The organism is Bacillus sp. V5-8f, assembly GCF_002863565.1.
Classification (GTDB): Bacteria; Bacillota; Bacilli; order Bacillales; family DSM-1321; genus Peribacillus.
In genome coordinates this window covers 416,085-440,338 of the sequence record NZ_PGUW01000005.1, presented here as the reverse complement: position 1 = coordinate 440,338, position 24,254 = coordinate 416,085, and the positions used below count along the sequence as shown (strand labels likewise).

The following is a 24,254-nucleotide window of genomic DNA, read 5'->3' as shown; positions in this document are numbered from 1 at the left end:
TTTATTGTATTACTGCTGGATTTTCCGGCACAAACCTTCCAGCTCCGTTAACGTAAAACTATAGATCTGCCGGTCCGATTGTTTAAAAACCCCAGCATGCACCAGTTTATCAATATAGTATTGTTTTAGTTCTGTAATGGCAGTACGGAGTTGAGTTGACATTCAAGACACTCCTTTTATTCCATTATTTTGTATGATTCTAATAAGTTCATGGGTATGGGAGCCAGACATTTCCATCAATTCTTCAAGCAGCTGGTCCCTTAAGATGTCTAGCTCGATAATTTTTTGTGCTAACTGTATTTCTTTCGTATCGAACCTCATCATGATTCCTTCTTTCGGATTATTTTTTTACATAAGAACGAGGAGAATCGGTACCATTATGGACAGAAATAGTGCCGATGTGGTCATTGCGATGCATCCCAAAGCTCCTTCTTCTTCACCCCAAAGGAGTGAACGGTTGGCCCCTAGCATTTGGGCGGAGGTTCCCATCGCTAGCCCTCTTGCGGCTTTACTGGTAATTCCAGCCTTCTTAAGTAAATGGGGTCCGCATATTACAGAAAAGAGACCGGAAAATAGGACAAAGAATACTGTGACAGTTGAAACGCCACCAAGGCCATTTGAAACGGATAAAGCAATTGGCAAGGTGACAGAGCGGGGGATCAAGGAAGCTAGCACTTCATTGTTAAAGTGAAATAATTGGGACATAAGGAATACAGATATGATGCCAAACACCGTGCCGGCAAGAACTCCCGTGAATATTTTCTTGAAATTCTTGATCATGAAAGGCCATTGCTTATATAGAGGAACAGCAAAAGCCACGACGGATAATTGTAAAAGCTGTTCAAAAACGAAGCTTCCCTGTTGGTATGTCTTAAAAGGGATATGGAAAAAAAGCAGAATCGCAAGAATAAAAATAGTGGACGTATATAAGGGATTCAGCCAATTTTTTTTAAACTTGCGAAAAAGTTTCAGGCTGAACATATAGCATATTATGGTCGTCCCGATACAAAAGACAAGGCTACCTGGTAAGGAATTCATCTTTGGCTCCTCCTCTTTTTGTGTTTTTCAAACCATTCTACAGAAAAGGCAGTCCCCAGCAGGCAGCATAAGCTGCTGACGATTAATACCATGATAAAAGTCCAATCTAAAAGGGGCAGGAGGTTTGGGGATAAGAACAAACCGATAACCAGTGGCACAAATAGCAAAGTCAGATGTTTGATTTGAAAAGCTGCAGCTTTTTCAATCCATTCCAGCTTCATCAAACCGGTAATTAATGACCCGAGCAGCAAAATCATGCCAATTACACTTCCTGGTATTGGAAGGTGAAACAATGTGCCGAAAAATTTGCCAAACAGTAGAAAAATTGTAATGATACACAGCTGAAAAATCCATGGCACCTTTATTTGCTCCCTCCCTGTTTTATTTTTTTTAGAATAAAACAGTTTTCAAAAGACTTCAGCAAAATTGTAAGAATATCTTCCATGGTTTTTAGCTTGCAAAGGGATCTTGTAAGAAAATCTTACCTTGAGATCAGAAAATGGATAGTAAGAGAAAAGTCCCTACCGCTAATTGCTGGTTGGTGATGGGGAAGTGATTTATAATAGAAAGAAAAAGGATGAAGATCCAACTCCATTTTCGTTCGGATAGAGGTTTAATTCATGAAAATTATGGGACAACTGATAGAATCGTACTTAATTGCTTTTGTTGGAGGGTATTTGTTTTATCTTCTTCATTGGCCGCTGCCCTGGATTCTTGGCCCTATGTCAGTGATGATCCTTTGGAAAACGGCAACAAAAAGGAGTTTGGTTTCAAATAGTATACTAACGAATGCGGGGTTATGCTTACTGGGCATCTATTTTGGCCAATCGTTTACAAAAGCGACTTTTACTACTGTAACTCCGTTTATCATTCCTTTTTTATTGCTTACGCTGCTATTGATAACATTAAGTGTAATCAACAGTATATTTGTGACTAAATATATTAAAGTGGACCCTGTGACAAGTGTTTTAGGCTCTATTCCTGGCGGTTTGTCTGAGATGGTTGCAGCCGGCGAGTCGCTAAAGGCCAATACCTCCATGGTGGTTGTGTTTCAAACGATACGGTTATTGACAGTCGTCTTTTTAGTGCCATTCATTGTGATACATCTCTTTGTTTCTAATAGTGCCGATATGGTACAAACGGTTGGGAGGCAAGGAAGTACAGATGTGTGGAGGTATGCCTTCTATATTCCTGGAATTGTTTTGGCGTGGATGCTGCGGTATAAACTTCCGGCCGCTTTTGTTGTGGCGCCATTATTTACAACCGCTATCCTTGGTATTAGTGGCGTGGACTTAGCGATTTTTCCCTCATGGGTTGTAGTTGCGGCCCAGTTAACCGTAGGGGCAAACATGGGAACCAAAATTACGGTGGATGATTTAAAACTTGGGGGAAAATACAGTGGAATCTATTTCGGGTTAACAATCCTGCTGATCCTTCTATCTTTTGGAATGGGGTATTTATTTGCAGTGCTGACCCCGCTCTCGCTATCAACGGCCATACTAAGCTTTGCTCCCGGGGGACTGGTCGAAATGGTCCTCACGGCAAACGTCATAGGTGCAGACCCAGCGGTTGTCAGTTCACTGCAATTTATCAGGCTGTTATTTATCATTCTTTTTGTGCCTAGCATTTTAAAGTGGTTTTTTAACAAAAAACGGTCGAAGCTGCAAACGTAATACGTTATAGTTTTCGGGGAAAGGAAATCAAAAACGTCGTCCCCTTGTTCATTTCGCTCTTGACGGAAATAGTTCCATTCATGGCCCTAATAATACTGTAGACAACCATCATCCCAAGGCCGGTGCCTTTTCCTTCCTTCGTAGAATAATAGGGCTCACCAAGGCGATTCAATTGCTCTTTTGACATTCCAACCCCTGTATCTGAGATTTTAATCTCTAGATTTGTTCCTTTATTCATGGTCTCTACGGATAGTTGTCCGCCGGAAGGCATTGCCTCAAGGGAATTTTTAATGATATTGAAGAAGCATTGATGAAACTTATGCCGATCGCCCTGTATTTCTCCTGACACTGACAAATTGGTCTTTATGTGGACTGAATTTAGATTGGACAGCGGCATCAATACTTTTAATGTTTTCCTTAATTCTTCGCTCACATTAATTTCTTCTACTGAAATGATGGAAGGCTTTGAAAAGGTTAAATAATCCTGGATAACGGTTTCTGCCTGGTTCAATTCCTGCAGGGCAATGGAAAGGTACTCTTTTTGGAATTGCCCAAGCTTTTCATCTTCTAACACAAGTTGAACAAACCCTTTTGCAGATGTCAGGGGATTGCGTATTTCATGGGAAATGGCTGCTGCCATATGCGTTACGGCTTCCATTTTCTTTGATTTCTCAATTTGTTGCCGAAGATATAAGTTCCGGTTTATGGTTTCAATTGTGTGCGCCATAATCAGTGTGCAAATGGCAGGAATGAACAGAAATCCTATCCATGTCGCAATACTATGATAGATGCCAAAGAAAACGCTGGTAGCTTCTATAATTACTAAGGATAGCCCCATTGAGTACAAGGCTGAGATAAGCAGCCGATGACGCGTTTTCTGTTTTAAGAAAAAAGGGTGGCCCCAATACGAGAACAGGGTAAATAAAGTGAAAACGGCTGCTGAAATCCAGAAGCCTAAATCAATTCCCAATAGGCCCCTAGCGAATATAATGACGGCCAATAGCTGCCAGCCTGTACCAAGATAAAGTGTACCAACAATCAAAGGAACCTGGCGCAAGTCAAAGTATAAATTTTCAAATACCTTATTTGTAAGAAAAATACAAAGTAATATGGAAAACATAAAATAATACATGGCAAGGCGACGGGGTAACTCACTAATATCTTTACGATCTAAATGGATTTGAAAAAAGAACAGGAACATTAATAGGAGAGAAAGATTTAGTAACAGCTGCTTGGTCATTTCCATAGTTTCACCGCCGCGAATACTTGTTTTCAATAATTTTATATGATAACGGCAAAAACTGCATGTAATATTTTTATTTAAGGGGTCAGACCCCCAGTGCTTTAACGCGGCACCGCGCTGGGGGTCTGACCCCTATTTTGAGCACTTTTGTTGCTTTATTAAACTGTACATTATAAAATTACAGTAATCTTCTAAAAAAGGAGGGCGCTCTGGTGAATAGTGAGTTTACAATTGCTGTTCACAGTTTAATATTATTAGCCTATTTACCCGATCATATGGCAAGCAGTGAAACAATCGCAAAGAACGTTTCAACGAACCCGGCAAGAATCCGCAAAATAATGGGATGCCTGCGCAAAAATGGGTTAGTGAAGACCAAAGAGGGTATAGGAGGAGGATACATCCTAGACTGTGATCCGGAGGCAGCTACTCTGGGAGAAGTGTTTCGTTCGGTATCTTGCGGGTCCCTGAAACCTAACTGGTGTACAGGAAACCCTGAGGAAGATTGTCCGGTTTCATCAGGGACTCAGGCAGTCATGGACCAAATTTTCCATGATGCTGAAAATCATCTGGAGAAATACCTGGACCAAATTACGTTAAACTCTGTTTTAGAAAAACTTAGACAAACTCAGTAATTATTATTTTTATATAAACTGTAACTTTTTTAATAACAATTTCAAGGGATGGTGAATAGGAATGGCAATGAACGGAAAAAATCAATTTGAAACAAGTGACTGGGTCATGGGGAGATCTAGAGAAGGAGAATTGGTCACTGGATATATTGTATCTGTAGATTCTTTACAGGGATTAGTAAAAGTATTTGTGATAGAAAGCGATAACGAAACCATCGTTGGAAAGTCAATTAGCCTTGCAAGCAAATCCATTCAGAAGCTTTCCGTTTCACAAAAAGTCAATGAGCAACAGATGCTTGATTTAATTGACCTTGCCCTGTTAACAAAGGATGAACCGTGGTTTTTACAATTGACGGCGAAGTTAAATGAAATTAGGAACGCACCCAAGAAACAAGCCACTGTCAATATTGTAAATGCTATTGATAAGAAAAAAGTGGAAAGATTTGATGCTGAGCATCAATAGTTGCAAGAACTAATGAAATGTAAATCCTCCTTAACGTATCCTTTTAAGGGCTATCCTCATTGGGATACTATTTGAGGGTTTTCATCCCATTTCAAAGGGAAAGATATATTGAATTCTTTATGAAAGGAGAGAGGAAGAAACATGATCATCATTCATGCCCATTTGAAGGTCGAACCAAATAAGCGTGAAGCTTTTCTGGAACATTCAAAACAAGTGATTTCTCACTCCAAGGAAGAGGCGGGGAATATTAGCTATCAATTATTTGAGGATACTGCCCATGATAATTCCTTTGTTTTTTTAGAGGTCTGGAAGGATGACCAAGCGATTGAACAACATGAACAAACAGAGCACTTTAAATCTTTTGTCAAAGATTTGGATCAATTCTTGCTTGAACCAATACAAGTAGAAAAGTACCGGGCAACTGAAAAAATTTAACCTTTGTTGGTATTTTTGATAAGGTGAATTTTGCACTTTATAATCTGGAGGGATTACATAATGAATAATAAGTATGCACCTTTATTTGAAAATTTTGCTTTGCGTAACGGCATTCAATTGAAGAATCGCGTTGTTATGGCACCGATGACGAATTTCTCTTCAAATCCTGATGGTACGGTCACGAATGAGGAAGTAAACTACTATATACGCCGTTCCAAGGGAGTGGGAATGGTTATTACAGCCTGTACATATGTAACTGAAAACGGTAAAGGGTTCCATGGCGAATTCGGTGCTGACAGGGACGAATTGATTCCAAGCTTACGTCAGTTAGCCACTGCTATTAAAGAGCAAGGTGCAAAAGCGGTCTTGCAAATCTTCCACGGCGGACGTATGTGCCCGCCAGAGTTAGTGCCAAATGGTGAAACTGTCAGTGCCAGCGCTGTTGCACCAGAAGGGGAAGGGCAGCCGGTTCCCCGGGCCCTGTCCGAAGCGGAAGTTGAATCAATTATCCGTGATTTTGGTGAAGCTACACGCCGTGCCATTGAAGCAGGCTATGACGGTGTTGAGATCCATGGTGCGAACGGCTACCTAATTCAACAGTTCTTCTCGCCGCACTCCAATCGCCGCGAAGACAAGTGGGGCGGCAGCCTAGAAAAGCGTATGAACTTCCCAATAGCTGTTATTGATGAAGTGAAGAAGGCAGTATCTGAGTATGCAAAAGAACCATTCATCGTTGGATACCGATTCTCACCGGAGGAGCCTGAAACACCGGGAATTACAATGGCAGATACATTGGCGTTTGTTGATGCGCTGGCAGCCAAAGACTTGGATTATCTGCACGTTTCCTTGCAAGATTTCTGGTCTGAACCAAGACGGGGTGTTGAGGATAATCGCCCTCGCATCGAATTAATTATGGAAAAGGCAGGACAGCGGGTACCTGTAATAGGAGTAGGCTCCATTCATACAGCAGATGAGGCTTTAAAAGCCCTCGAAACCGGAGTGCCCCTTTTAGCATTGGGCCGTGTACTTATCATGGATCCGGATTGGGTACAGAAGGTACAACAAGGACGAGAATCTGAAATCGTAACAAAGATCGACAAAAATGCCCAAAAAGAGCTCGTCATCCCAGATCCGCTGTGGCAAGCGATCATTAATACACCTGGATGGTTCCCTGGGGTTTAAAACGACTTTTTCGTAAACCGGAATATTCCGGCTGAAAAGGCACACAATGAAACTGATGTTGAAACTGCCCAAATCAGGAGGTATACGAGGATGGAAAATATCATAAATTTTCATGTTACGGGATCTTCAAAGGGGCTGCAAACCATTGCAAAAGCGGGTAATCACACACTTACCATAGATGAACCGCCGGTAATGGGAGGCCAGGATTCAGGCCCTAATCCCCTGCAGACATTACTAAGTGCACTTTCAGGGTGTGAGAATATCGTCGCTAACGTTGTGGCCAGGGAAATGCAGTTTGATCTACAAGGAATTGAATTTGATATTAAGGCTGTATTGGACCGCAGAGGTTTTATGGGCGATCCTAATGTTAAGCCCTACTTTCAAAGCGTAACGATCGCAGCAAAAGTGAAAACGAATGAATCGCAGGAACGCATTGATGAACTGCAAAGGGTCACCGATTCCCGTTGCCCAATCTATGCTACTCTTGCGGCAGCAGGCATACCAATGGAAACAAATTGGACAAAAGCTTGAGAAATAGGGGCAGGCACTCGATGATGTTCATCGTGAGTCTGCTCCTTTCTTTTTGTGCTTGTTTTGAAAAGATGGATAATAAATCCTAGAATGTTACATGTAAAGCCAGTTAATATTAATGTAAGTTGAATGAGAAGGAGTGATCAGTTTGAAAACAACAGTAAAATGGACTGGTGACATGGCTTTTTCCGGTACTACACCTTCAGGGCATGAGATCACAATGGATGCAGCGGAAGAATCAGGGGGTAAAAACAGCGGCGCAAGACCTACCGAATTGCTATTGAATGCAGTCGCTGGATGTACAGGAATTGATATTATTCTTATTTTGAAAAAAATGCGTTTGAACCCTGTCTCCTTTCAAATGGAAGTAGAAGGATCCAGGGCAGAAGACCATCCAAGAAGGTTTACGGATGTTCATATTCATTATGCACTGGAAGGGGAACTGCCTGAAGATAAAGTCATCAGGGCAATTCAGTTATCAAAAGACAAATATTGTTCGGTTTCACAGTCCTTGAATGCTCAAGTATCAGTGAGTTACTCCCTTAATGGAGTAAAAGGAGAGAAAGAAATCTAAGGAGTAAAAAGGGGAGGGCCATGCCATCCCCACTTTTAATAATGGATTGTTGATTAGGAGCATGTATGTGTATTTTCAGGAAAGCTTCTAAACGCCGTGTGTCCCTATTCCAATTGTTCGATACAAAATCCCTTTTTTCAGTTCTCCTCCTATGATTTGAGCGGTTTTTACATAACAAATCTTCCATCATCGTGTTTGTTTTTACAATTTTACTTTTTAAGTATAGTCTTTGAGCTTCAATAAAACCAATAGTCAACAAATCTTCAAGTGTCTCTTTCATGGCTGCCCATATCTTTTCGTAATATCCTCAAATATTCACAATTGCGGTTATACAGCATTTTCGTAGTATATCGGCAGGATGTGAAGGTAATATAGATAGCCTTCATGGTCATATCAAAATGTTACCAATGAACTAAATGAAAGTGATTGCCGTATAAAAATAACTTAAATAAAAGTCCAAAAAATTATTGCAATTAAAAATGTAATCGATTACAATAAGTTCAAAGATAGTCACAATTACTTAGAACACAAGCTGAAATTCGAAAGGAATATAATATGGTAAGGATAGTTGATGTCGCTAGAAAGGCAAACGTTTCCACCGCCACTGTTTCTAGGGTCCTTAGCAAATCGGGGAACGTGAAAAAAGATACCACCGAAAGAGTGTTAAAAGCGATTGAATCATTGAACTATCAACCTAATATTCTGGCTAGACAGCTTAGAAGATTGGAAACAAAAACGATTCTCGTGGTTGTTCCTGACATAACCAATACTTTTTTCTCCAAGGTGCTTCGCGGAATAGAATCCGTCGCTATCGACAGTGGTTACCAAGTTTTACTGGGAGATACTCTTAATGACGCTGAACGTGAAAGCGGATACTTAAATATATTGCGCCAGAAAAAAGCAGATGGAATGATCTTGCTGACAGCCAGAGTTGATGGAGAAGTTGTGGAGGATGTAGCGAAACAATATCCCGTTGTCATTGCATGTGAATATACGGAAGGAACAACAATCCCCACAGTTTCGATAGACAATGTCAGCAGTGCAAGAAAAGCAACCGAACATTTGATTTCACTAGGGCATAAACGGATTGCCACGATCACCGGCCCATTTGACAGTGTATTGGGAAGGGACCGGCTGAAAGGGTTTCAACAGGCAATGGCCCAGCATGGCATTCCAATGGATTCACTTTTAGTGCAGGAAGGCGATTTTACTTTTGAAAGCGGTTATAATGTCATGCAAAAACTCCTGGCGCTGAATGTTCCGCCAACTGCTATTTTCGCAGCTAACGATGAAATGGCAATTGGAGCAATAAAAGCCGTTAAATCAAAAGGCTTGGGTGTTCCAAAAGATATATCAGTTGTTGGCTTCGATGACATAAAATTTGCGTCCATTTTTGAGCCTTCATTAACAACGATCGCCCAGCCATCCTATGAAATTGGAAAAAAAGCGATCCAATTATTAATTAAATTAATCAACAAGGATGAGCTTGATAAAAATCAATACATTTTGGAAGATAAGTTGATTGTTAGAGATTCGAGTAAAAGTGTTTGACTTTACTATTTTTAATAAGTATTTTGTAATCGATTACAATTAAAGTGATCGTTAGGGAGGTGAGGGAGTTCCGCAAGTGGAATTTACACATCTACCAATTTCAAACACTCTGATACTTATAATGGAGGGAATGCAAGATGAAATTAGGATACCAAACCAATACTTGGGGAGGAGTAGTCGGACACCCAGCTGGCGTTACTTCGGTGAAAGATCTATACTACCTTGCTAACGGTTCAACGGAAGAAGCATTACGGGACATAAGTGCAGCCGGTTACAAAGGCTTTGAAATATTTGATGGGAATTTAATGCAATATAAAGAGAAAAAAGACGAATTTAAGGCTCTGTTGGAAGAAACCTCTCTTGAATTCATTGGAGTATATACAGGAGGAAACTTTATTTTCCCTGATATCCTAAAAGAAGAGCTTATAAAAATAGAAGAGGTAGCTGCTCTGGCCTCTGAACTTGGGGCACAGCATCTTGTTGTCGGTGGAGGAGCAGTCCGTGCCAATGGCATATTAGAAAGCGATTACAAGGATTTGGGCGACGCTTTAAACGAGGTAGTTAAGATCGCTGAAAAATACAATTTAATTCCAAGTTACCACCCTCATTTAGGGACGAATGTTGAATCACCTGAACAGCTGGATCAATTAATGCCACTAACATCTATTAATCTAGTGCCTGATACTGCACATATTGAGGCTGGCGGCGGAGATCCAGTAGAAGTAATTAGAAAATACATTGACCGAATCAAATATGTTCATCTAAAAGACTATCAAGACGGTGAGTTCCTTCCTTTGGGAGCTGGGCATCAAAAGTTTGATGAAATGATCCAAATCTTAAATGAATCAGGCTTTGATGGCTGGATCACCGTAGAATTAGACAGCTACGAAAATCCGAAAAAGGGTGCTGAGATCAGCCGCAAATACCTGTCACAATTCGAATAATTACAGGTTGAATTTATTACAGAAATAAGAGGGGCTTAAAATGAAAAAGCTGATATCAATGACATCAATTGCTCTTCTCGCTAGTGGTTTAATGCTTTCGGGATGTGTACAAGACCAGGGCTCCGAGGCGGATAATAGCAAGACAAGCCCAGTTACTGTACAAAAAACGGACAGCTCCGGTTCCATTACGATTAACCCGGAGATTCCTGACGGACAAAAAATTCAAAGTAAAGGTCCAAATGGAGAAGAAGCTGTATCTGCCAAAACTTTGAAACTTACTAAGGAAGATCTTAAAAAGATCAAAGCAGGAAAATATACAGCCGCAATTGTCATGCATTATGCCGGGAATGACTGGTCCAACGCACAAATCAATGGTTTGAAAGCAACATTTAAAACGATGGGGATAAAAGTAATAGCTGTGACAGATGCCCAATTCAAGGTTGAAAAGCAGGTTTCGGATATAGAAACTGTTATGGCTAAGTCCCCTGATATAATCGTAAGCATTCCAGTAGACCCTGTTTCGACTGCAGATGCGTACAAACGGGCTGCAAAGAAAGGAATCAAGCTGGTATTTATGGATAACCCGCCTTCTGGTTTGAAAGCTGGCAAGGATTATATAAGCGTTGTCTCGGCTGACAATTATGGGAACGGGGTCGCAGCAGCGGATATCATGGCCAAAAAGCTGGGTGAAAAAGGAAAGGTAGGCGTTATCTTTCATGCAGCTGATTTCTTCGTAACGAAACAGCGGACAGAAGCGTTTGAAAAAAGAATCAAAGAAAAATATCCACATATCAAAATTGTTGCCCGTGGTGGAATCACCGATCCTAACAAAACTGAACTGGTAGCTTCCGGCATGCTTACAAGGAACCCGGATTTAGACGGAATCTTCTCAGTATGGGATGTACCGGCGGAGGGTGTGTTGGCTGCAGCAAGGATTTTTGACAGGGAAGATTTGGTTATCACAACCATAGATTTAGGAACAAATGTGGCATTAGAGACTGCGATTGGCGGCGTCGTGAAGGGCCTTGGTGCACAATTGCCTTATGATCAGGGTGTTTCAGAAGCCATCTTAGCTGGATACGCTTTAGTAGGCAAACAAGCTCCAGAGTATGTAGCTGTGCCATCGTTAAGTGTTACAAAGGACAATGTTCTGAAATCGTGGCAGCTGGTGTACAGGCAGGATGCGCCTGATACCATTCAAAAAGCAATAAATTAGTAAATTCAAAAACTAATAATCTAATTGTAGGAGGACATTTCATATGAAAAAGCTAAACGTAGGTATGATTGGCGGAGGATTTATGGGGAAAGCTCATGCTCTTGCATATGCAGCAATGCCAATGTTTTTCTGGCCCGCACCAGCGATTCCGCACCGCCACACAGTAGTGGATGTAACAGAGGAGCTGGCAAAAGACGCTGCTGCAAAATTGGGTTTTGACAACTATTCTACTGATTGGAGAGCTGTTGTTAACGATCCAGAAATCGATGTTATTGATATCGTTACACCAAACAATACGCATGCGGAAATTGCAATTGCGGCCGCAAAAGCAGGGAAGCACGTTATTTCCGAAAAGCCATTGGCGTTGGGTGCAGAAGAAGCGAAAGAGATGCTTGAGGCGGTTCAAGCTGCAGGCGTTAAACATGCGGTTGCCTTCAACTATAGAAGAACACCTGCAGTAGCTCTTGCAAAAAAATACATTGAAGAAGGAAGAATTGGACAAATTCTTAACTTCCGTGGAACATATCTTCAGGACTGGTCTGCAGATCCGAATTCACCGCTTTCTTGGCGCTTCCAAAAGAAAATTGCTGGTTCAGGTGCTCTTGGGGATATCGGTACACATGTTGTAGACTTTGCACGTTATCTTGTGGGTGAAATTTCAGATGTAAACGCAGTTACAAGAACTTGGATTCCGGAAAGACCAATTCAAACTGGTGGCGTTGACAAGCTGGGAACTGTAAAAAGCAGTGATGAGGATGTACCAAAAGGAAAAGTAGATGTTGATGATGAATTCATTACATTGGTTAAATTTGAAAACGGTGCTATTGGAAGCATTGAAGCAACCCGTAATGCATGGGGCCGCAATAACTTCCTGACTTTTGAAATTCATGGCACGAAAGGTTCCTTATTCTTTAACTACGAGAACCGTGATGAGCTTCAAGTTTCCTTCGCGGACGATCCAAGTGATGCAAAAGGTTTCAGAACCGTCTATACAGGACCGGCTACACCTTATGGTGAAGCGCTATGGCCAATTCCAGCGCTGGGTATCGGCTATGGGGAAACAAAGATCATTGAAACCCATGACTTCTTTAAAGCGATTGTTGAGAATACACAGGTTTCTCCTAACTTTAACGATGGATACCGAATCGAACTAATTGCAGACGCAATCCTTGAATCAGCTGAAAAAGGTGAATGGGTAAACATTAATAATTCTGCAGTAAAAGTAGGACAGTGATTGTACAATTTTATAAAGGCTGCTCACCCCGAGTAGCCTTTTCTAAAAAAGAAGGTGAATGAATTGGAACAGCCTATTCTTGAGATGAAAAACATATCAAAAGCATTTAATGGGATTACTGTTTTGGATTCAGTTGATTTTTCCGTCAAAAAAGGTGAGGTACACGCCTTAATGGGAGGAAATGGCGCTGGAAAGTCCACATTAATGAAAACGCTAACAGGAGTTTATCAGGCTGATGGCGGAGAAATTTTCATAGAAGGAAAAAAAGTAGAAATAAATAACATGCAGGACGCTCGAGATAATTATATCTCCATGATCTTTCAGGAATTCAGTTTAATACCAACGTTAACGGTGGCAGAAAATATCTATTTGACAAGAGAATCAAAGAACTCTTTAGGGCTCCTCAATGATAAAGAAGGCATTAAAAAGACAAGGGTTTTATTAGAAGAATTGGAAGTGGATATCAACCCAAATGATGTTGTCCAGGATCTTGGCGTAGGATATTGGCAAATGACCGAAATCGCAAAAGCGCTTTCCCAAGAAGCAAAGATTCTGATTATGGATGAACCATCATCCTCATTGACCAAGAAGGAAACGGAAGTTCTCTTTTCTTTCATCGAGAAGTTAAAGCGCAAGGGAATTTCGATTATATATATATCACACCGTATGGATGAAATTTTCGAAGTGTGTGATCGAATTACGATATTACGTGACGGGAAAAACGCGGTTACTGAAAATATTAAAGATATCAGCATGGATACAGTTGTCCAGCACATTGTAGGCGCTGAGATGGATAAGGCATTTGAATGGGTGGAGCGCTCTTATCCTGCAGACTCAAAGCCTATTCTCAAAGTGAACAATTTAGTGTCCGGTACAAAGGTTAATGGTGTCAGCTTTACGCTTCAGCCAGGTGAAATTCTTGGTTTTGCCGGTTTAATGGGAAGCGGAAGATCAGAGATTGCCCGAGCCATCTTTGGAATTGACTCCATGGACAGTGGTGATATCGAAATAAATGGAGTAAAACGTACCATCAAAAACCCTGAGGATGCCGTAAAGGCAGGACTTGCTCTTATACCTGAGGACAGAAGGATGCAGGGATTGGTCCTTGAACACAGCGTAAAGGATAATATGATTCTACCTATCCTCTCAAAAGTGAAAAAAGGGCTCTTTGTCGATGAGCGCAAGGCCAACGAGCTGTCCAATCAGCTAGTACAAAAGTTAAAAATTAAAACCGATAATATCTTCAAAACTGCCGGGCTGTTATCAGGCGGTAATCAGCAAAAGATTGTGCTGGCAAAATGGCTGGCCAATGACCCTGAAGTTCTTATATTAGATGAACCTACCATTGGGGTGGATATCGGGGCAAAGACAGAAATCCTCGATATTGTGCGTGAGCTTGCTGATAGCGGTAAAGCAGTGATAGTTATTTCATCCGAACTCCCTGAACTATTGGCGGTAAGTGACAGAGTCATCGTCCTCCATGAAGGGAAAGTGGTGAAGGAACTGAAGAGAAGGGAGATTAATTCGGAGGAGGAGCTTCAACATGCAATCCAAGGATATTAAGGTTAATAACTCATTAAATACAACAACGTACAAAACAGGAAAGACGTTTGAATGGCGCAACTACATTGTATACTTTGCTTTTGTGGGCGTCCTAATTTACTTCTCAATTATGTTATTTGATGATGGGTTTTTAACAACTAACAACATGCTGAATATCGCTCGTCAGTCAGCAATGATCACGATTATGGCTGTTGCTATGACTTTTGTTATAAGTACCGGTGAGATCGATCTCTCTGTAGGTTCCATTACTGCGCTATCTGCTTTGACAGCAGCTTTGGCATTGCAAGCGGGATATGGGTTAATTGGCGGATTGGTCGTTGGTTTAGGAACAGGTTTAGTAATTGGATTAATCAATGGTTTGCTTATTACAAAGGTATCGATTCCATCGTTCCTTGTAACTCTCGGTATGATGGGAATTGTAAAAGGTTTGGCGATGTGGATTACAGACACGGCTCCTGTACCAATCGTTGATGCTACGTTTAACTACGTATTTGGTTCCGGGGATATCGGACCGATTCCAATCTTGCTGATTTGGACAATTATTGTAGCAATAATCGGACATATCCTTCTTCGCAAAACACCATTTGGTCGCCAAACACTTGCAACCGGTGGTAACGAAAATGCTGCAAAATTCTCTGGTATTAAAACTGGAAAGATTAAATTGCTTGTATTCATCGGTACAGGATTGATGGCGGGATTCGCAGGTATCCTGTATGCCGGACGTATGCACGCAGGCCGCTTTACCTTTGGGGAAGGCGATGAGTTATCTGTAATTGCTGCCGTTATTCTTGGCGGAACAGCTTTATCGGGTGGAGTAGGAACTGTAATTGGAACAGTAGTCGGATCTTTAATGATGGGTGTGATTAATAACGGTCTAATCATTATGGGACTTGACGTCAGCCAGCAGCAGATCGTACGAGGACTTATCATTATCATCGCAGTAGCGTTTGGAAGAAAAACGCTTAAAAAGTAACAATCTGGGGAAATAAAAACTAGAAACAGAAAATAATGCTGGCTCATTCGTCACTGTATATAACGAATGAGCCACATTTTTTAAAAGAAATGAAAAAGTCTGGGAAGGTGGGGATACATTCATGGAAACTATTAAAGTGGGTATTATCGGTACAGGATTCATTGGGCCTACTCACATTGAAGCGATCAGGCGCCTTGGCTTTGTTGAAGTTGTCGGCATCGCCGGCAGCAGCAGGGAGTCAGCTGAAAAGGCAGCATCCGAGTTAAATATTCCAAAGGCTTACGGAGATTATCGGGAATTATTGAATGATTGTGAAATCAATGTAATACATAACTGTACACCGAATCATCTTCATTTCACGATCAACAAAGAAGCCATTTTGGCCGGTAAACATGTCTTATCGGAAAAGCCGCTTGCAATGGATAGCAAAGAATCGGCCGAGCTTGTTGAATTGGCAAAAAAACATAACGTTGTTCATGCGGTAAATTTCAATTATCGCCAGCATGCGTCCATCAGGAATTTAAGAGCGTTAGTTCAAAATGGTGAATTTGGAAGAGTAAACCTTGTTCACGGTAGTTATCTTCAGGATTGGTTAATGTACGAAACGGATTTTAACTGGCGCCTGGATCCGAAGCAGGGAGGAAATACAAGGGCAATAGCAGATATAGGCTCCCATTGGTGTGATACGGTCCAGTTTGTGACTGGAAAGAAAATCATAGAAGTTTTCGCCGACTTTTCTACGGTGCTGCCTGTTAGAAAGAAGCCTAAAACAACTGTTGCTACTTTTTCCCAAGGCAATGAACAAGTAGAATATGAGGATGTATCAATTGAAACTGAGGATTATGCTTCTGTTCTGGTTCGGTTCAACGATGGTACAAAGGGAGTATTTACTGTTTCCCAGGTAAGTGCCGGCCGAAAAAACCGTCTCAGCTTTGAGCTGGATGGAAGTAAAAGCTCTGCTTTCTGGAATCAAGAGGAACCGGAAAAATTGTGGATGGGGCATAGAGATAAGCCGAATGAAGTTCTATTAGCGGATCCAGCTTTATTCACGCCTGAAGCTAGGGGCTCGATTCATCATCCAGGAGGCCATAATGAGGGATGGCCTGATGCGCTGAAAAATATGATGTTGAATTTCTACTCGTTTATAAGGGAAGGGAAAGATCCATTGAAGGATCAGCCTGACTTTGCAACATTCGAGGATGGACATGTGTCCATGTGCATTAATGATGCTATTTTTGAAAGCAACGCCCATCAAAAATGGGTAAAGGTTTACAGTAATCAGGAGGTGTAGTTTATGAAACTGGGTGTATTCACACCGCTCTACCAAAATCTCTCTTTTGAGGAGATGCTTGAAAAATTGAGCGGCATGGGTGTTGAAACTGTAGAATTAGGAACAGGAAATTATCCGGGTAACAGCCATTGCAATCCGGATGAACTACTTGAAAGTCCCGAAAAAATCAAATCGTTTCAAAAGGCACTAGAAAGCAGAAGTATAAGCATCAGCGGTTTAAGCTGTCACGGCAATCCATTGCATCCTGATAAAAAGGCTGCAGCCCTTGCTCATGAAACATGGAGAAAGACGGTATTATTGGCTGAAAGATTGGAAGTTCCAGTCATCAATGGTTTTTCTGGCTGTCCAGGAGACCATGAGAACGCAAAGTATCCAAACTGGGTAACCTGCTCTTGGCCTCCTGAATATATAGAAATCCTGGATTGGCAGTGGAATGAAATGGTAATCCCATATTGGAAGGAAGAAGCGCAGTTTGCAAAATCACATGGAATCAACCAAATCGCCTTTGAAATGCATCCTGGATTTGTCGTTTATAATCCAGAAACATTACTGAGACTTCGCGAACAGGCTGGGGAAAGCATTGGTGCCAATTTTGACCCAAGCCATTTGGTCTGGCAGGGAATCGATCCAGTAGAGGCAATTAAAAAGCTTGGCCGTGAGAAGGCGATTTTCCATTTCCATGCGAAAGACACTTATCTGGATAAAGCCAATATAAGTATCAATGGAGTACTAGATACTAAGCATTACAGCCAAATTTTAGATCGTTCCTGGACCTTTAGATCAGTCGGTTATGGACATGACGAAAAAATGTGGAAGGATATGATCAGTGCCCTTCGTGCAGTTGGCTATGACTATGTTGTGTCCATTGAACATGAAGATATGCTTGCATCTACTGATGAGGGATTAAGCAAGGCAATTGCTCTATTAAAAAATATCCTCTTTAAAGAGGAAATGTCCGAAATGTGGTGGGCTTAAAAGCATATAAAAATCCTATCGATAGTAATGATAGGATTTTTGTGATTTCTTCAATAAGTGTTTCGTTGGTAATATGCAAAAAAAATGTGTTTCTATGAGGAAATATTTTCATTCAAAAATTTTGGGGGCATATATTGATTTACTAATTGTAATCGTTTACAATTAAAATAGGTAATGAGTACTAAATAATACGTAAACAGTTGGAACTGTTTAGGGGACGATAATGTACGTCCTAGTTTTGTATTATTTTTACCCTTAATACTTTTAACTAGATTGGAAGACTTATATTAATCTTAGAGCCAAAATACATAGCATCGAAGCTTCTAATCAACAGAGTGGTCTTTATCAAGATATTTGGCGAGTCATTAGCAATATATCTGATTTGCTCAAAAATGTAATCGTTTGCAAAAACAAAAATTTTTTAGGGGGTGATCCCTGCTACATAGATCAGATTCGGCAGTAATAATGGAAGAACAATAGGGGTTCAACAAAGATTAAATGGGAAGAACATGGGATTTAACAGAACAGGGGGTCTATATATGAAAAAAGTATTATCTGCGTTTATTATGATTCTGATCATTAGCAGCCTGGCACTAATGGGTTGCAGCCAGGGAAGCTCTTCCGGCACTAAGGAAGAAGAAGATAGTGTTAAAACTGGAAATGATGTTTCTGCAACTGGTCCAATCACCATTAATCCGGATCTTCCTGGAGACCAGGAAATCAAAAGTAAGGGACCTCATGGTGAAGAAGCGGTATCAGCCAAAACTTTACAACTTACTGAAGATGAGATTGCTAAGATCAAAGAAGGTAAATATACGGCTGCTCTTGTGATGCACTATGCGGGAAATGACTGGGCAACAGCTCAAATCAACGGTTTGAAGGCAACATTTGAGAGAATGGGAATTAACGTTGTAGCGGTAACCGATGCCCAATTCAAGGCGGAAAAACAAGTATCTGATATCGAAACAGTTTTAGCTAAAAAGCCTGATATTATCGTAAGTATTCCAGTTGATCCAGTTTCTACGGCTGATGCATACAAAAAAGCGGCAGCAGCGGGTGTGAAACTTGTATTCATGGATAATGCTCCAAGCGGGCTTGTAGCTGGCAAGGATTATGTAAGTGTTGTTTCTGCAGACAACTATGGAAATGGTATACAGGCTGCAGACATTATGGCTGAAAAGCTTAACAAAAAAGGGAAAATCGGTGTTGTTTTCCATGACGCAGACTTCTTTGTAACAAAGCAGCGTACAGATGCTTTTGAAGCGACATTAAAGGAAAAGTATCCAGATATGAAGATTGTTGCCCGCGGAGGTATTACTGATCCTAACCAAGGGGAAAAGGTCGCTTCAGGGATGCTGACGAAAAATCCTGATCTGGATGGAATTTTTGCAGTATGGGACGTACCAGCTGAAGGTGTTTTGTCTGCTGTGCGTACATCTGGTAAAGATATTGTTGTAACAACAATCGATCTTGGAACGAACGTTGCTGTTGAAATTGCTCAGGATGGAATCATTAAAGGTCTGGGGGCCCAGCTTCCATTTGACCAAGGGATAGCAGAAGCCATTTTAGCAGGCCATGCTCTTCTCGGTAAAGAAACTCCGCCATATGTAGCAGTTCCTGCGTTAAAGGTAACAAGTGAAAATATCCTTGATGCATGGAAGCTTGTATACCATTCAGAAGCACCAGATTCTATTAAAGGTGCTGCAAAATAAGAGAGATATACCTTCATTGTAAAGCAATAAACGAAAAGGCTGCTCATTTGAGCAGCCTTTTTGGTTCGTAGTAGTCGCACAGGATTTTAAAGAAGTCAATAAACTACTGCATTATAACGCTGTTGGTTAATCTGTTAGTCGTATAAGAACAAAAATTGACTGATCAGTAAGTGGGAGAGGTTAGTTTAATATGAAGCCTAAACACTTACCTGTTAATTTTTCTATAAAATTCCCTACGAATGGATAAGTTATAATTTTGTTAATTTAGGAATCTTCAAAAAAATAATTGCCTATCTCTATGAAAACGATTACAATAATATATGAGAAATCACTAGAAAAAGGAGGCATTTTCCTGTTATTTTTGTAACCGATTACATATCGGTAGAATTTTTAAAAGAATGTAAGGTGGTGATGCTCATCACTGGGAATTGTCAAATTAAAACGTATCACAAATTGTATGGGTGAATCCGCTATTAGAAATCCGAAAGGCAATACATAATTTGGAGGGACTTAGTATGAAAAAATTGTTATCAAAGCTGATGATCGTTCCTTTAGCCATAAGTGTAGCACTTGCAGGCTGCGGCCAGCAATCCAGCACCGATAAAAAAGACGGAGAGAGCAACATAAAGGAAGTATCTGTGTCAAAGACAGGTCCGCTTACTATTAATCCAGATATTCCTAGCGATAAAGAAATTATCAGTAAAGGTCCTCATGGTGAGACTGCAGTAAACGCAAAGGAATTCCAGCTGTCGGAAGCTGATCTTGAAAAAATTAAAGAAGGAAAATATAAAGCGGCTATTGCCATGCATTATGCAGGAAATGACTTCTCCACAGCTATCATAAATGGGTTAAAGGCATCTTTTGAAAGAATGGGTATCGAAGTGGTTGCAGTGACCGATGGACAGTTTAAACCGGAAAAACAGATTTCAGATATTGAAACCATTTTAGCGAAAAAGCCAGATGTAATTGTAAGCCTTCCTGTCGATCCTGTTTCTACTGCAGAGGCCTTTAAAAAAGCAGCTGCAGCAGGGGTAAAGCTAGTATTTATGGATAGCATGCCAGTTGGGTTACAGGCAGGTAAGGATTATGTGAGCGTTGTTGCTTCAGACAATTACGGAAACGGTACGGCCGCCGGTGAAATCATGGGGAAAGAGCTTGGCGGGAAAGGGAAAGTCGGTGTAATCTTCCATGATGTTGACTTCTTTGTAAACAATCAAAGAAGAGAGGCTTTTGAAAAAACAATCAAAGAAAAATATCCTGATATTGAAATTGTAGCCAGCGGCGGTATCACTACACCAAACGACGCAGAAAAAGTTGCTTCAGGTATGTTAGCCAGACACAAAGATTTAGATGGCATTTTTGCGATTTGGGATGTGCCGGCTGAAGGTGTTTTATCTGCAGCGCGTACTGCTGGTAACGAGGATCTGGTCATTACTACGGTTGATTTAGGTACAAATGTTGCTTTAGAAATTGCTTCAGGTGGAAATGTTAAGGGTCTTGGCGCCCAACTTCCATACGAACAAGGGATTGCACAAGGAATACTAGCTGGTTACTCGCTTCTAGGTAAAGAAGTTCCTCCATTTGTTGCAGTGCCAGGCTTAAGTGTAACAAAGGACAATGTATTGGACGCTTGGAAAATGGCTTATCGCCAGGAAGCGCCGGAAGTCATCCAGAAAGCAGCAGAGTAATAGTTTCTGAGTTAGTTTTTTAGTTGCCCATGATAAATGGATCAATTTGTTAGAGAGTTTTGTAATCGATTACACATTACAAGACGGCAAATGGATGCACGATGTCATTTGCCGTCCAATTCCCGAAAAAGGAGCGAATGTCATGATTAAGTATAGTTACAATACACTTGTATACGCAGGAGAAGATATTGAAACAAGCATTGCACGTCTAGCACGGTTCGGTTATGACGGAGTAGAATTTGTCGGGGAGCCGGAAAAACAGGATGCCGGTCTGATTAAGGAACTGCTCAGCAAGCATAATATCGCTGCCTCAACTATTTGTGCCATTTATAATACGGAACGAGATGTCGTATCTAGTGATAAAAATATCAGAAGGAATGCCGTTGACTATCTTAAAAGCTGTGTTGATTTCGCATCATCCATTGGTGCAGGCGGGATTTCGCTAACACCGACTGCTTGCATGAAAATACACCAGGAAGCTGACCGGGAAACAGAGCTTGCTTGGGCGGTAGAAGGTATTAAAGAAGCGGGCTTATATGCAGGGGAACACGGTGTAAGAATAACAGTCGAACCATGGAATCGTTACGAGAATTATTTAATTAATAGAATGGAACAGTCTCTTGATCTGGTAAACCGCATTGACTTACTAAGCGTAGGGTGTATGGGCGATACGTATCATATGAATATAGAAGAGGTAGACATTGCTGATGCAATCCGTTTGGCGGGTGATAAGCTTTACCATCTACATATAGCAGATAGCAATAGAGCGGCTCCAGGAAGAGGACATATTGATTTCAAGCCAATAGCTAAGGCTTTAAAAGATATTAACTACAGCGGATACTTAACAATGGAGCTATTGCCTGCATTTGCTGATCCATTCAATGGGATTAGATGTGAAGAGTTCTATGATCAATACACTGAAGAATCAATCGTTTTCCTAAAGAACTTATTTAAGGAGGAAGCATGATGACACAGAACACTAATAATGCAGTATTGGACAATAACCTAGGAACTTTTGATAAAAAAGAAATGAAAGCTGCGGTTACACATGCCGCAAAGGACCTGCGAATTGAGAATGTCCCCGTGCCGGAAATTAAGGAAAATGAAGTTTTGATTCAGGTTAAAGCTTGTGGGATTTGTGGAACCGATCCACATATTTATAACGGACACTTTCCAGCTCCGATGCCATTAATTCAGGGACATGAGTTTGCAGGGGAAGTAGTAATGGTAGGCTCTGCGGTTACTAGTGTAGCTGTTGGTGACCGTGTCACAGCTGATATTAATATAAGCTGTGGCAACTGCTACTATTGCCGTACCGGACAAAAGCTTTTCTGCGAGAACATTACCCAGCTTGGCGTTCATATTAATGGAGCTTTTGCAGAGTATGTTAAAGCGCCAGAAAACAATATTTATAAATTGCCAGAAGGCATGACCTGGGAAGAAGGAGCTTACATTGAACCCCTCGCCTGCGTAATCAGGGGCCAAGAGCGTGCAAATGTTAAGATGGGAGATACTGTTGCGATCATAGGTGCTGGCCCAATGGGATTGGCTCATGCCATTATGGCTAAGTTAAATGGCGCAAGCAGGGTAATTCTTTCAGAAATGAATAAAACACGTCTTCAAAAGGCCAAGGATTTAGGAGTAGATTTTGTAATTGATGCCTCAGAAAAAGATCCTGTTCAAGAGGTATTGAATTTGACTGAAGGAAGAGGCGCTGATGTCGTATTTGAAGTAGTAGGTGCAATGCCAACATACAAACAAGCCTTCGAAATGGTTAGAAGAGGCGGAACTCTTGTTGCATATGGTGCTGCTCCTGCAGATCATACATTGGAAATTAAACCTTTTGAAATTTATAGCAAGGAATTAACAATCGTTGGTTCCTATGCAGGTACTTATGGCACATGGGTAAAAGCGATTCAGCTTATTTCATCTAAAAGGTTTAACCCTAGTGATATCATCAGTAAAACGATCACGCTGGATCAGTTAGAGGATGGTATTTTAGAGGCCGATAAAAATAAAGGCACAATCAAAATTATCGCGAAAATTAAAGGGTAATAGAGAAACCGAAAGGCGGGATAGCGGAATGAATCGTTCCGCTTTTTCCCTTTGGTACACAGGTTATATAATAATAGGTTCACCATAAGGAGTGATTTCTATGTTTAAATATAGCGTAACACAGTGGATTTTCGGTGATGAATCTTTAGAAGATAGTTTGATTAGATTAAAAAAGTATGGTTACCAGGGGGTGGAATTAGCTGGTGAACCAGATTCCATAGATTTAACTGAAACGAAGAAACTGTTAAGCGAGTATGGCTTGGTATGTAGTTCAATCTGTGGAATATATAGTCCGGAAAGAGATCTTTCCTCATCAAATGAGAAAATTAGAGAGAATGCTATACAGTATGTAAAAAAATGTATCGATTTAGCCAAAAATCTCAATGCTTCCACAGTCATTGTGGTTCCAACTTGTGTAGGTAAACTAAGTCCGGAAACTAGTGTAGAGCAAGAGTGGAATCATGCACTTTCAAGTGTGAAGGAAGTTGCACCATATGCAAAAGAACAAAACATCACCCTTGTGATTGAAGCGCTAAATCGTTATGAGACCTATCTTGTGAACAATTTAAATTTAGCGTTGCGGTTCGTTGAGGAAATCAACCATGAGAGTGTAAAGATGATGGCCGACCTATTCCATATGAGCATAGAAGAACGCGATAATATTGAGATTTTAACGAAAATTCTTCCTCATTTGGGGCATGTTCATATTGCAGATAATACAAGAGAAGCAGCAGGACTGGGCCAAACTGACTTTAAACCGGTCATTTCTTTCCTAAAAGAAAAAAATTATAATGGTTATATCACAATGGAATTTTTGCCAGCCGTTTCAAATCCATATGTAGCATCGGGGCTTCATGGAGAAAGCAATATTTTTGATGATTTTACGGAACAATCCATTAAACATATGAAAGAATTAGCAGCACAGGTATAAAAGATAAAATTATTCCAGGGGGTATTATCCATGATTATTATCCATGCATTTTTGAAAGTAGATTCTAACAAACGCCAGGAATTTCTTGATATAGCTAAAGAAGTGACCGCGCTTTCGCAAGCTGAAGAGGGCAATATCAGCTATCAATTCTATGAAGATCCCCGGCAGCCAAACTCATTTGTGTTTTTAGAGAAGTGGAAGGACGGCGCTGCAATTAAAGAGCACGAAGACACAGCCCATTTTAAACAGTTTTCCAAGGAAGTACCGAATGTCTTGAGTGAACCGATAAAGGTTGAATTATTTGAGGCGTCAGCAATAAATTAATATTGTGAGAAATTTTTTTGTTGTGGGGT

At 40.8% G+C, this 24,254-nt stretch carries 26 protein-coding genes; 21 read left to right on the top strand and 5 right to left on the bottom strand.

Annotated features, from left to right (window positions below; genetic code table 11):
- Positions 1 to 9 precede the first annotated feature (9 nt).
- The 4 genes from CUU64_RS09765 to CUU64_RS09755 are packed head-to-tail and all read right to left on the bottom strand — an operon-like array spanning position 10 to position 1,397.
- Entirely contained in the window at positions 10 to 162 is a 153-nt protein-coding gene (locus tag CUU64_RS09765) for a Fur-regulated basic protein FbpA (RefSeq protein ID WP_101633416.1), read from the bottom strand.
- Positions 163 to 321, bottom strand: a complete 159-nt coding sequence (locus CUU64_RS21945; protein ID WP_180954532.1) for a hypothetical protein — start codon at positions 319 to 321, stop codon at positions 163 to 165.
- 27 nt (positions 322 to 348) lie between these two features.
- Positions 349 to 1,038, bottom strand: a complete 690-nt coding sequence (locus tag CUU64_RS09760) for an LrgB family protein (RefSeq protein ID WP_101633415.1) — start codon at positions 1,036 to 1,038, stop codon at positions 349 to 351.
- The gene (locus CUU64_RS09755) at positions 1,035 to 1,397 is read right to left on the bottom strand and encodes a CidA/LrgA family protein (RefSeq protein ID WP_101633414.1); all 363 of its coding nucleotides are present in this window, start codon (positions 1,395 to 1,397) and stop codon (positions 1,035 to 1,037) included. The genes CUU64_RS09760 and CUU64_RS09755 overlap by 4 nt, the downstream gene beginning before the upstream one ends.
- Positions 1,398 to 1,658: 261 nt before the next feature.
- Between CUU64_RS09755 and CUU64_RS09750 the strand changes: the two genes are divergently transcribed.
- Positions 1,659 to 2,711, top strand: a complete 1,053-nt coding sequence (locus CUU64_RS09750) for an AbrB family transcriptional regulator (RefSeq protein WP_101633413.1) — start codon at positions 1,659 to 1,661, stop codon at positions 2,709 to 2,711.
- Between the two features lie 4 nt (positions 2,712 to 2,715).
- On the opposite strand, the gene CUU64_RS09745 is transcribed toward CUU64_RS09750, so the two are convergent.
- Complete coding sequence (locus CUU64_RS09745; protein ID WP_101633412.1) at positions 2,716 to 3,957, bottom strand: ATP-binding protein; 1,242 nt, start codon at positions 3,955 to 3,957, stop codon at positions 2,716 to 2,718.
- A gap of 209 nt (positions 3,958 to 4,166) precedes the next feature.
- Between CUU64_RS09745 and CUU64_RS09740 the strand changes: the two genes are divergently transcribed.
- The 20 genes from CUU64_RS09740 (at position 4,167) to CUU64_RS09640 (ending at position 24,225) form a co-directional block, all read left to right on the top strand.
- Positions 4,167 to 4,586 carry an RrF2 family transcriptional regulator gene (locus CUU64_RS09740; protein ID WP_101633411.1) on the top strand — a complete coding sequence of 140 codons (420 nt, stop codon included), beginning with the start codon at positions 4,167 to 4,169 and terminating at the stop codon, positions 4,584 to 4,586.
- Positions 4,587 to 4,647: 61 nt separating this feature from the next.
- Complete coding sequence (locus CUU64_RS09735) at positions 4,648 to 5,046, top strand: IDEAL domain-containing protein (protein ID WP_101633410.1); 399 nt, start codon at positions 4,648 to 4,650, stop codon at positions 5,044 to 5,046.
- A gap of 141 nt (positions 5,047 to 5,187) precedes the next feature.
- Positions 5,188 to 5,481, top strand: coding sequence for a putative quinol monooxygenase (locus CUU64_RS09730; protein ID WP_101633409.1), 294 nt, complete (start codon positions 5,188 to 5,190; stop codon positions 5,479 to 5,481).
- Between the two features lie 60 nt (positions 5,482 to 5,541).
- Positions 5,542 to 6,663 (top strand): NADH-dependent flavin oxidoreductase, encoded by a 1,122-nt coding sequence (locus tag CUU64_RS09725; RefSeq protein ID WP_101633408.1) that lies wholly within the window; start codon positions 5,542 to 5,544, stop codon positions 6,661 to 6,663.
- A 90-nt stretch (positions 6,664 to 6,753) separates the two neighbouring features.
- The gene (locus tag CUU64_RS09720; protein ID WP_101633407.1) at positions 6,754 to 7,194 is read left to right on the top strand and encodes an OsmC family protein; all 441 of its coding nucleotides are present in this window, start codon (positions 6,754 to 6,756) and stop codon (positions 7,192 to 7,194) included.
- Between the two features lie 148 nt (positions 7,195 to 7,342).
- A complete protein-coding gene (locus tag CUU64_RS09715; RefSeq protein ID WP_180954531.1) occupies positions 7,343 to 7,768 on the top strand; it encodes an OsmC family protein in 426 nt (141 codons plus the stop codon).
- Between the two features lie 555 nt (positions 7,769 to 8,323).
- Complete coding sequence (locus tag CUU64_RS09705) at positions 8,324 to 9,319, top strand: LacI family DNA-binding transcriptional regulator (protein ID WP_101633405.1); 996 nt, start codon at positions 8,324 to 8,326, stop codon at positions 9,317 to 9,319.
- 137 nt (positions 9,320 to 9,456) lie between these two features.
- Entirely contained in the window at positions 9,457 to 10,263 is an 807-nt protein-coding gene (locus CUU64_RS09700; protein WP_101633404.1) for a sugar phosphate isomerase/epimerase family protein, read from the top strand.
- Positions 10,264 to 10,303: 40 nt separating this feature from the next.
- Positions 10,304 to 11,479, top strand: a complete 1,176-nt coding sequence (locus tag CUU64_RS09695) for a substrate-binding domain-containing protein (protein ID WP_101633403.1) — start codon at positions 10,304 to 10,306, stop codon at positions 11,477 to 11,479.
- 43 nt (positions 11,480 to 11,522) lie between these two features.
- Positions 11,523 to 12,713, top strand: coding sequence for a levoglucosan dehydrogenase (locus CUU64_RS09690; protein WP_101633402.1), 1,191 nt, complete (start codon positions 11,523 to 11,525; stop codon positions 12,711 to 12,713).
- 63 nt (positions 12,714 to 12,776) lie between these two features.
- Positions 12,777 to 14,276, top strand: coding sequence for a sugar ABC transporter ATP-binding protein (locus CUU64_RS09685; protein WP_180954530.1), 1,500 nt, complete (start codon positions 12,777 to 12,779; stop codon positions 14,274 to 14,276).
- Positions 14,257 to 15,249: an ABC transporter permease gene (locus CUU64_RS09680; RefSeq protein WP_101633401.1), complete on the top strand. Its 993-nt coding sequence runs from the start codon at positions 14,257 to 14,259 to the stop codon at positions 15,247 to 15,249. Before CUU64_RS09685 ends, CUU64_RS09680 begins: the two co-directional genes overlap by 20 nt.
- 121 nt (positions 15,250 to 15,370) lie before the next feature.
- Positions 15,371 to 16,540, top strand: coding sequence for a Gfo/Idh/MocA family protein (locus tag CUU64_RS09675; RefSeq protein ID WP_101633400.1), 1,170 nt, complete (start codon positions 15,371 to 15,373; stop codon positions 16,538 to 16,540).
- Positions 16,541 to 16,543: 3 nt separating this feature from the next.
- Entirely contained in the window at positions 16,544 to 17,515 is a 972-nt protein-coding gene (locus tag CUU64_RS09670) for a sugar phosphate isomerase/epimerase family protein (protein ID WP_101633399.1), read from the top strand.
- Positions 17,516 to 18,054: 539 nt separating this feature from the next.
- Complete coding sequence (locus CUU64_RS09665) at positions 18,055 to 19,227, top strand: substrate-binding domain-containing protein (RefSeq protein ID WP_101633398.1); 1,173 nt, start codon at positions 18,055 to 18,057, stop codon at positions 19,225 to 19,227.
- Between the two features lie 515 nt (positions 19,228 to 19,742).
- A complete protein-coding gene (locus tag CUU64_RS09660) occupies positions 19,743 to 20,915 on the top strand; it encodes a substrate-binding domain-containing protein (RefSeq protein ID WP_101633397.1) in 1,173 nt (390 codons plus the stop codon).
- Positions 20,916 to 21,057: 142 nt separating this feature from the next.
- Positions 21,058 to 21,882, top strand: a complete 825-nt coding sequence (locus tag CUU64_RS09655; protein ID WP_180954529.1) for a sugar phosphate isomerase/epimerase family protein — start codon at positions 21,058 to 21,060, stop codon at positions 21,880 to 21,882.
- Entirely contained in the window at positions 21,882 to 22,970 is a 1,089-nt protein-coding gene (locus tag CUU64_RS09650) for a zinc-dependent alcohol dehydrogenase family protein (protein WP_180954528.1), read from the top strand. The genes CUU64_RS09655 and CUU64_RS09650 overlap by 1 nt, the downstream gene beginning before the upstream one ends.
- Before the next feature lie 100 nt (positions 22,971 to 23,070).
- Positions 23,071 to 23,901, top strand: a complete 831-nt coding sequence (locus CUU64_RS09645) for a sugar phosphate isomerase/epimerase family protein (protein WP_101633394.1) — start codon at positions 23,071 to 23,073, stop codon at positions 23,899 to 23,901.
- Positions 23,902 to 23,931: 30 nt separating this feature from the next.
- Entirely contained in the window at positions 23,932 to 24,225 is a 294-nt protein-coding gene (locus tag CUU64_RS09640) for a putative quinol monooxygenase (RefSeq protein WP_101633393.1), read from the top strand.
- The last annotated feature ends 29 nt before the right edge of the window (positions 24,226 to 24,254 follow it).

Excerpts from the sequence above, each read along its gene's own strand:
- CUU64_RS09765 (WP_101633416.1), bottom strand. The coding sequence starts at position 162 with ATGTCAACTCAACTCCGTACTGCCATTACAGAACTAAAACAATACTAT.
- CUU64_RS21945 (WP_180954532.1), bottom strand. The coding sequence starts at position 321 with ATGAGGTTCGATACGAAAGAAATACAGTTAGCACAAAAAATTATCGAG.
- CUU64_RS09760 (WP_101633415.1), bottom strand. The coding sequence starts at position 1,038 with ATGAATTCCTTACCAGGTAGCCTTGTCTTTTGTATCGGGACGACCATA.
- CUU64_RS09750 (WP_101633413.1), top strand. The coding sequence starts at position 1,659 with ATGAAAATTATGGGACAACTGATAGAATCGTACTTAATTGCTTTTGTT.
- CUU64_RS09745 (WP_101633412.1), bottom strand. The coding sequence starts at position 3,957 with ATGGAAATGACCAAGCAGCTGTTACTAAATCTTTCTCTCCTATTAATG.
- CUU64_RS09735 (WP_101633410.1), top strand. The coding sequence starts at position 4,648 with ATGGCAATGAACGGAAAAAATCAATTTGAAACAAGTGACTGGGTCATG.
- CUU64_RS09730 (WP_101633409.1), top strand. The coding sequence starts at position 5,188 with ATGATCATCATTCATGCCCATTTGAAGGTCGAACCAAATAAGCGTGAA.
- CUU64_RS09725 (WP_101633408.1), top strand. The coding sequence starts at position 5,542 with ATGAATAATAAGTATGCACCTTTATTTGAAAATTTTGCTTTGCGTAAC.
- CUU64_RS09720 (WP_101633407.1), top strand. The coding sequence starts at position 6,754 with ATGGAAAATATCATAAATTTTCATGTTACGGGATCTTCAAAGGGGCTG.
- CUU64_RS09705 (WP_101633405.1), top strand. The coding sequence starts at position 8,324 with ATGGTAAGGATAGTTGATGTCGCTAGAAAGGCAAACGTTTCCACCGCC.
- CUU64_RS09700 (WP_101633404.1), top strand. The coding sequence starts at position 9,457 with ATGAAATTAGGATACCAAACCAATACTTGGGGAGGAGTAGTCGGACAC.
- CUU64_RS09695 (WP_101633403.1), top strand. The coding sequence starts at position 10,304 with ATGAAAAAGCTGATATCAATGACATCAATTGCTCTTCTCGCTAGTGGT.
- CUU64_RS09690 (WP_101633402.1), top strand. The coding sequence starts at position 11,523 with ATGAAAAAGCTAAACGTAGGTATGATTGGCGGAGGATTTATGGGGAAA.
- CUU64_RS09680 (WP_101633401.1), top strand. The coding sequence starts at position 14,257 with ATGCAATCCAAGGATATTAAGGTTAATAACTCATTAAATACAACAACG.
- CUU64_RS09675 (WP_101633400.1), top strand. The coding sequence starts at position 15,371 with ATGGAAACTATTAAAGTGGGTATTATCGGTACAGGATTCATTGGGCCT.
- CUU64_RS09670 (WP_101633399.1), top strand. The coding sequence starts at position 16,544 with ATGAAACTGGGTGTATTCACACCGCTCTACCAAAATCTCTCTTTTGAG.
- CUU64_RS09665 (WP_101633398.1), top strand. The coding sequence starts at position 18,055 with ATGAAAAAAGTATTATCTGCGTTTATTATGATTCTGATCATTAGCAGC.
- CUU64_RS09660 (WP_101633397.1), top strand. The coding sequence starts at position 19,743 with ATGAAAAAATTGTTATCAAAGCTGATGATCGTTCCTTTAGCCATAAGT.
- CUU64_RS09655 (WP_180954529.1), top strand. The coding sequence starts at position 21,058 with ATGATTAAGTATAGTTACAATACACTTGTATACGCAGGAGAAGATATT.
- CUU64_RS09650 (WP_180954528.1), top strand. The coding sequence starts at position 21,882 with ATGACACAGAACACTAATAATGCAGTATTGGACAATAACCTAGGAACT.
- CUU64_RS09645 (WP_101633394.1), top strand. The coding sequence starts at position 23,071 with ATGTTTAAATATAGCGTAACACAGTGGATTTTCGGTGATGAATCTTTA.
- CUU64_RS09640 (WP_101633393.1), top strand. The coding sequence starts at position 23,932 with ATGATTATTATCCATGCATTTTTGAAAGTAGATTCTAACAAACGCCAG.